Raw genomic sequence first — 6,060 nt, 5'->3', positions numbered from 1 at the left:
GATCAGCTCCTAAAAGATGGGTTTGTGGTAAACACCATTTTAAAGGAAGCTGATCTTTTTTGTCCGAACAGCGTTCGGATTAATTTTACAATCTACCATCTGCATTAATTATTTCCTGTATTGTTAATCCATATGAAACGGAATCAAACGATGAACTCGTTCAAATCTCTAAAGGAAACAAAGAACCATTTTTCCAAGTTTTGGGTAATTACATTGTTGACGGCTTTCAACTAGCAATCACTGTTGGTGCAATGCTAATTGGGTTTGTGGCGTTGGTTACCTTCCTAAATAACACGTTCTTAGCTCTATTTAATGTCAGCTTTACGACGCTTATTGGGTATGTGTTCGCGCCGGTTGCGTTCTTAATGGGTGTGCCAAGTCATGACATTATTAAAGTTGGTAGCCTGATGGCAACGAAACTGATCACCAACGAATTCGTGGCCATGGGTACATTACATGGCATGACAGCCAGTTTGAGCGCGAAAGCAACGGCCATTATTTCTGCTTATCTTGTGTCATTTGCAAACTTTGGCACAGTTGGTATTATCACTGGTTCAATCAAGTCCATTAGCGAAGAACAAGGTGCCTATGTGGCAAAGTTCTCAATGAAGTTGCTTCTCGGTGCAACGCTGGCCTCTGTTTTGACTGGAACAATCGTCGGTTTGTACTTTTAAATAAACAATCTAGATAGGTGATTTTGATGAAGACGATAAAATCAAGGCTCATAACGACAGTAATAATGGCAATTGTTTTATTTGTTAGCAGTAATTGGCTGGTCACCATTGAACATTTGCAGGGGCAGACAACAGGAATGCTGATTAGGTCTTCGGCTTTCGTGATTTTGTTATATGCGTGGGCACTCGTTCGTTTGCTGAGTACGAAGCGATTTGCCAAAGCGTTTATGATATTTGTAGATACAGTCTACCTTATGGGATTCGTAAGTATTATTGCGATCGCTAGTACAAAGTTGACAGGTTTTATACAAATTAGCGCAGTATTGATCGCCATTGTTGGTTTATTGGCTTGTTTAATCATCTTCTACTTAATCAAAAAGTACCCGCTAAACGTAGTTAACAAGGTAAACTAGGTACAGGTAACCTGAAAGGAGTTTGACATGACAAAGATTATTTTAGATTGTGACCCTGGACATGATGATGCGCTAGCAATGACTATGGCGATTGCTTCACCAAAGATTGAATTATCAGCTGTAACAACTTCAGCGGGGAATCAAACACCGGAAAAAACGCTAAACAATGCCATGCGGATGTTAACGTTAATGCATCGCGAAGATATTCCAGTTGCTGGCGGAAACCGGACACCGTTAGTTAACAAACTTGCAACGGCTGGTAATGTTCATGGTAAGACAGGGCTAGATGGTGCGGAACTGCCAGACCCAGATTTCAAACCACAGGATATGACAGCGATTGAATTAATGGCGAAAACCATTAGAGAGAGCAATGAAAAAGTTACGTTGGTTGTGACAGGACCGATGACGAATGCTGCCTTGTTCCTGCGTGTTTATCCAGAACTTGCAGATCGAATTGAACAAATTGTCTTCATGGGTGGCGCTATGGGGTTAGGAAACTGGACTCCATCTGTTGAGTTCAACATTTATGTGGACCCTGAAGCCGCTAAGATTGTGATGAATGCCGGAATTCCTTTGGTTATGGCACCGCTTAACGTTACGCACCAAGCACAGATATTGAAGGATGAAATTGAGTCCATTGATGATATTAAAAACCCCGTTGCACATGCGTTTCGTGGCTTGCTTGATTTCTTTGAAATCTATCACGAAAATCCAAAATGGGGATTCAAAGGTGCACCACTGCATGACCCATGTACCATTGCCTGGCTGATTGACCCGACGCTGTTTGAAAGTGAACAGATGAATGTCGATGTGGAAACACAAGGTGAATTAGTTAAGGGTGAAACGGTCTGTGATTACTATGAATTGACCGGTAAGCCGAAGAACACTAATGTGTTGCTGAAGGTTGACCGTGAACGGTTTATTAAGCTGATTATGGATTCGCTAAGGGCTTTTGATGACTTGAAGTAGGGGTTTGAATTTAAAAATGCATTGTTGCTACAAAATGGTTTTTTTGTAGTAACAATGCATTTTTGGGTTATTTAACTGCCATTCGAATCATATTCCAAGACAATGGTTTCAATTTGGCACTGATATTTTCGTCAGTAAGCTCAACACTAGCTAATGGCCGGATTGCCATCTTGCCATCGCGGTTATCAGCCTTAACGTCATAACCGTAAAACTGGGTTGCTTCTACGATGTGATCAATGTCAAAGCCAGTAGGATTGATTGATAAGTCGGCGTTTTCGTGTTGATTTTTATTTTCAGCAAAAACGATCAGTTCATTGGCATCCTTATTATAGATGGTGACACTGTCCATCAATGGAACATTTTTAAATTGACGAGAGTTGTATGTTGGGACATTGACACTGCTATTTAATACAACGCCATGACCATATGTTGCCATTTGCATGAATGGATAATAAATGGATTGCAACCACACGCTGCCGTTCGTGTCTGTCATAATTGGCGCAATAACGTTGACAAGTTGTGCAAGGCAAGCAATCTTAACGCGGTCAGCGTGTTTTAGTAATGTCATTAGTAAACTACCGACGAGTAAGGCGTCTTCAAAGTTATAAACATCTTCCAACAGGTGAGGACCAACCTGCCATGGTTTAATCTTGGTGTCGGCATCGTTTGAATGGTACCAAACATTCCATTCATCAAACGACAAGTTGATTTGTTTACTTGACCGTTTGCGGGCCTGAACCGCATCACACATAGCGATGACGCCACTGATGAATTGGTCCAAATCTTCGTTTTTAGCTAAGAAATTATCCAATTCGGTTGGGTCGTCATCGCCGTAATAACCATAGTAACGGTGTAAGGATAAGTAATCCACATTATCGTAGCATTCATCTAATACTGTTTCTTCCCAGGTGCCAAACGTTGGATTGTCGAGGGACGAACTGCCACAGGCGACAAGCTCAATACTATCATCCACTTGTTTCATGGCCTTAGCAGTTTCGTTAGCTAGATGTGCATATTCAGATGCGGTTTTAGTGCCAATCTCCCACGGACCATCCATTTCGTTACCTAAACACCAAGTTTTAATAGCAAATGGTTTGGAATCGCCATTTTTGGCACGCAGATTACTCAATTCAGTGCCGCTTGGAAAGTTACAGTACTCGACTAAATCGGCTGCTTCCTGAATGCCACGGGTCCCTAAATTAACCGCCATGTTTGGCACGGCCCCGACTTTCTTTGACCAGTGCATAAATTCATGCAGGCCAAATTGATTTGTTTCCAGTTCACGCCAAGCAATATCTAAGCGGGTTGGTCGTTGATTTTTGGGACCGATACCGTCTTCCCACCTGTATTGTGATAGGAAATTGCCACCGGGATAGCGAATCAATGGCACATGCAGGCTTTTGACAGCTTTAATAACGTCTTTTCGGAATCCTTCTTCATCTGCTTCGGGATGATCGGGTTGATAAATACCGGTGTAAACGGCTCGTCCTAGTTGTTCGATGAAGGAACCATAGATGCGATTATCAATTTTAGAAATGGCGTTAGAGACATTTACATTAACTTGTGCTTTCATTTTGATGATCACCTTTCATACTTTGCTTTATTAGTTATAAAAAAAGCCGTAAAGAGCGAGGCAATCGCGTTCTTTATGGCTTAATAAAATCATTTACATTTTCGATTGCCTAATTATCAGAATCATTTGCTGGCGTCGGCGCATCTTTTGGCGCCTCGACTTCACCAGCCTGTACTTTATCCTCTTTCTTCAAGAAGAATGCAGCGAACAGTGTAATGACGAAGACTAGAACACCCATCCAGATGTACGTGTGTTGGTAACCGATCACATCGTATAATTTACCGGCAACAGAGGAGAAAATGAAGACCGATATTTGCTTAGCAAAGTTAGACGCGAGGGCGTAAACCGTGGCGTATAGACGAATATCGAAGGCACCAGCGATGTACTTCATGATAGACGTTAACAGCAATGGCATTTCCAGTCCGGCAAGCAAATGGAAGAAGACAACCCAGCCCAGCCCCAAGTTGGTGACAAAGCAGAACCTAAAATCCGAATGCAAGTGATGAAGCCGTAGATGATCAAACCATTTTTAGAACCGATTTTGTTGATGATCCATGGCATTGGGAACATGAGCAAGAATTCAATGGCCGTTTGACCGGAAGTCATGTAACTGTAAACCAATGTGCCTTGTGCGGCGGTGTGGAAGAACGTCTTGAAGAAGATGATGAATTGTTGGTCGAACACATCGAAAATAGCTGATGCGCCCATGTAGAAAATGGCCAGAACCCATAAGTTTTTAATCTTGAACACAGACATAACGGTCTTCATGTCCAAAGAGTTAGATGTGTCCCCAGCGGCAGAAGCGTTGTCCATGTCGATTTTGTCACTGAACAATAGTAAGCCAGTTAAGATAATGGCAGCAACGGTACATGCCCAGAAAATTGAGTCCGGTGACCACAGGAATAAACGACCGGCAATCAATGAAGCGACAACACCGGCAACAGAACCACCGACACGAGAGTGAGCATATTCAAACTTGTTTGCTAAACTGGCACGTTGAACATACTGTTCAATAACGGAAACCCCACCGTTTAAAACAAAGCTAAGGAAGGTCCCAGTGACAATGGCAACCAAGAAAGAATTGATATGGAGCAGTGGTAAGAAGACCCACTGAAAGTAAGGTCCGATAAAAATAGCAACAACAGAAATTAGAATAACTAAGTTCTTTTTGAATAAAAATTTGTCAGAAACGACCCCGAAGATTGGTTGGAAAATAAGCGAAATTCCGGCCATCATGGAGAAAACAGCCCCAGATTCGGTTCCGTTTAAGTGACCAACTTGTTCCATCCATAGCGTTAAATAGCCATAGACGGTAGCCCAGATGAAGAAATAACTAAAGTGGGAGAAGGGAAACCCCCAGAAGTGTTTTGATTCAGTTTTTTGCATGATGTTTTTAACCTCTATTTTCTAAATGATTAGTCATAGTTGTAAGGCACTGGTTTGCCAAAGTTAGGGGTGCCATCATCGTTCCATGTAAAGGATTGAACCTTCGTATGGCGATTTGGATCATACAGTGGATCGCCCTTGATTTCCGTGTAGTCACGACAGTGGTAAACCAAAATATCCGTTTGACCGTCTTCAGCTACTTTGAAGGAATTGTGACCAGGTCCGAATTGATCATGGTCAAGATCACTTTGAAAGACTGGCTTTTCCGCCTTGTGCCACTGACTGGCATCAAGTAAATCAGCATTTTCATCAACACTTAGCATGCCCATGCAGTAGTTTTCATCGGTCGCACTGGCCGAATAAGTTAAGAAGTATCGACCATTACGATGGATCACGGCAGGGCCTTCATTTACCCAGAAAATCTTCGTTTCCCAGTCAAATTCAGGTTTGGTCAACATTACAGGCTTAGTTTTAAGTGTCCAAGGGTTAGCCATTTCAGCGATGTAAATGTTGGAATTACCCTTAATGTCTGGATCTTTTTGTGCCCAAACGTAGTACAACTTGTCGTTGGCTTCAAAGCACGTTGCGTCGAGTGAGAAAGAATCCATTGGCGTTTTAACTTGGCCATGTTCGATCCAATCATCTTCGCTGCGCATTGGATCAGCGTTATCACATTCAATACAGAACATACGGTGTTGGAACATGCCATTCTTGTCGAATGCCGTTGTTTCGGCTGCGGCAAAGTAGATAAACCACTTGCCGTCGATGTAATGAATCTCTGGTGCCCAGATCAACTGACTCATCGGGCCGCTGTCATGTTTACGCCAAATAGTTCTTGGTGCAGCATGGGCGAGGCCGGCCAATGTTTTGGCACGACGGATTTCAATGAGGTTATATGCAGGTACCGAAGCGGTGAAATAATAATAGCCGTCGGTGTGTTTATAAATAAATGGATCGGCGCGCTGCACAATTAGTGGATTAATGTAATCTGTTGCAGTTGTCATATCAACTTGTCCCTTCATGTCTTGTTTGTTAATCGGACGAA

The 6,060-nt window shown here is 42.5% G+C and carries 4 protein-coding genes and 2 pseudogenes; 3 read left to right on the top strand and 3 right to left on the bottom strand.

All coding sequences use genetic code 11. The annotated features are described in order from the left end of the window. Positions 1–83: 83 nt before the first annotated feature. The 3 genes and pseudogenes from GB992_RS10355 to rihA form a co-directional block, all read left to right on the top strand. Positions 84–674, top strand: a pseudogene (locus GB992_RS10355) (nucleoside transporter C-terminal domain-containing protein); the annotation flags it as partial. A gap of 65 nt (positions 675–739) precedes the next feature. Further along, on the top strand, positions 740–1,087 hold the full coding sequence (locus GB992_RS10350) for a hypothetical protein (RefSeq protein ID WP_161002375.1): 348 nt from the start codon (positions 740–742) through the stop codon (positions 1,085–1,087). A gap of 27 nt (positions 1,088–1,114) precedes the next feature. After that, positions 1,115–2,056: a pyrimidine-specific ribonucleoside hydrolase RihA gene (gene rihA, locus GB992_RS10345; protein WP_161002374.1), complete on the top strand. Its 942-nt coding sequence runs from the start codon at positions 1,115–1,117 to the stop codon at positions 2,054–2,056. Positions 2,057–2,123: 67 nt separating this feature from the next. Here rihA and arfA read toward each other — a convergent pair whose 3' ends face one another. The 3 genes and pseudogenes from arfA to GB992_RS10330 all read right to left on the bottom strand — a co-directional run bounded on the left by arfA (position 2,124) and on the right by GB992_RS10330 (position 6,019). Then, positions 2,124–3,629: an arabinosylfuranosidase ArfA gene (gene arfA, locus GB992_RS10340; protein ID WP_161002373.1), complete on the bottom strand. Its 1,506-nt coding sequence runs from the start codon at positions 3,627–3,629 to the stop codon at positions 2,124–2,126. Between the two features lie 109 nt (positions 3,630–3,738). Beyond that, positions 3,739–5,015: pseudogene (locus GB992_RS10335) on the bottom strand (oligosaccharide MFS transporter). Positions 5,016–5,044: 29 nt separating this feature from the next. Then, positions 5,045–6,019 carry a glycoside hydrolase family 43 protein gene (locus tag GB992_RS10330; protein ID WP_161002372.1) on the bottom strand — a complete coding sequence of 325 codons (975 nt, stop codon included), beginning with the start codon at positions 6,017–6,019 and terminating at the stop codon, positions 5,045–5,047. Positions 6,020–6,060: the final 41 nt, after the last annotated feature.

This window comes from Furfurilactobacillus milii, from assembly GCF_009863985.1.
Classification (GTDB): domain Bacteria; phylum Bacillota; class Bacilli; order Lactobacillales; family Lactobacillaceae; genus Furfurilactobacillus; species Furfurilactobacillus milii_A.
Note: the sequence above shows the minus strand (reverse complement) of the source record. Positions and strands in the feature narration are given on the sequence as shown.